This is a genomic window from Staphylococcus pasteuri, from assembly GCF_030547725.1.
Taxonomy (GTDB): Bacteria; Bacillota; Bacilli; order Staphylococcales; family Staphylococcaceae; genus Staphylococcus; species Staphylococcus pasteuri.
In genome coordinates, this window is sequence record NZ_JAUOQO010000236.1 from 1 (window position 1) to 287 (window position 287).

The 287-nt window shown below is 49.5% G+C and carries 1 protein-coding gene; it reads left to right on the forward strand.

What is annotated here, in order from left to right:
- A partial coding sequence (locus tag Q4528_RS13515; protein WP_303522043.1) for a hypothetical protein occupies positions 1-287 on the forward strand: 287 nt, incomplete at both ends.

Genomic DNA, 287 nt, shown 5'->3' on the forward strand with positions numbered 1-287 from the left:
CGCGTGCCGAGCTGTTTTCATTAGCCGTTATTACCTATTTCATGCTGTGTGGGCGCTACCCTTATGGCACCAAAGTGGCGGGCGCAAAAAGCCAGGCCGCGCAAAGGCGCTTGGTTTATCAGTCGGTACTCGACACCGACAGTGAAATACCCGTTTGGATTGATGATGCTTTAGAAAAAGCGTTGCAGGTGAATCGCCTTAAGCGGTATGAGCAAATTACCGAGTTTTTGTGCGATTTACGCCAGCCCAATAAAGCTTTTTTAAACAAAACTCGCGCGCCGCTAGTG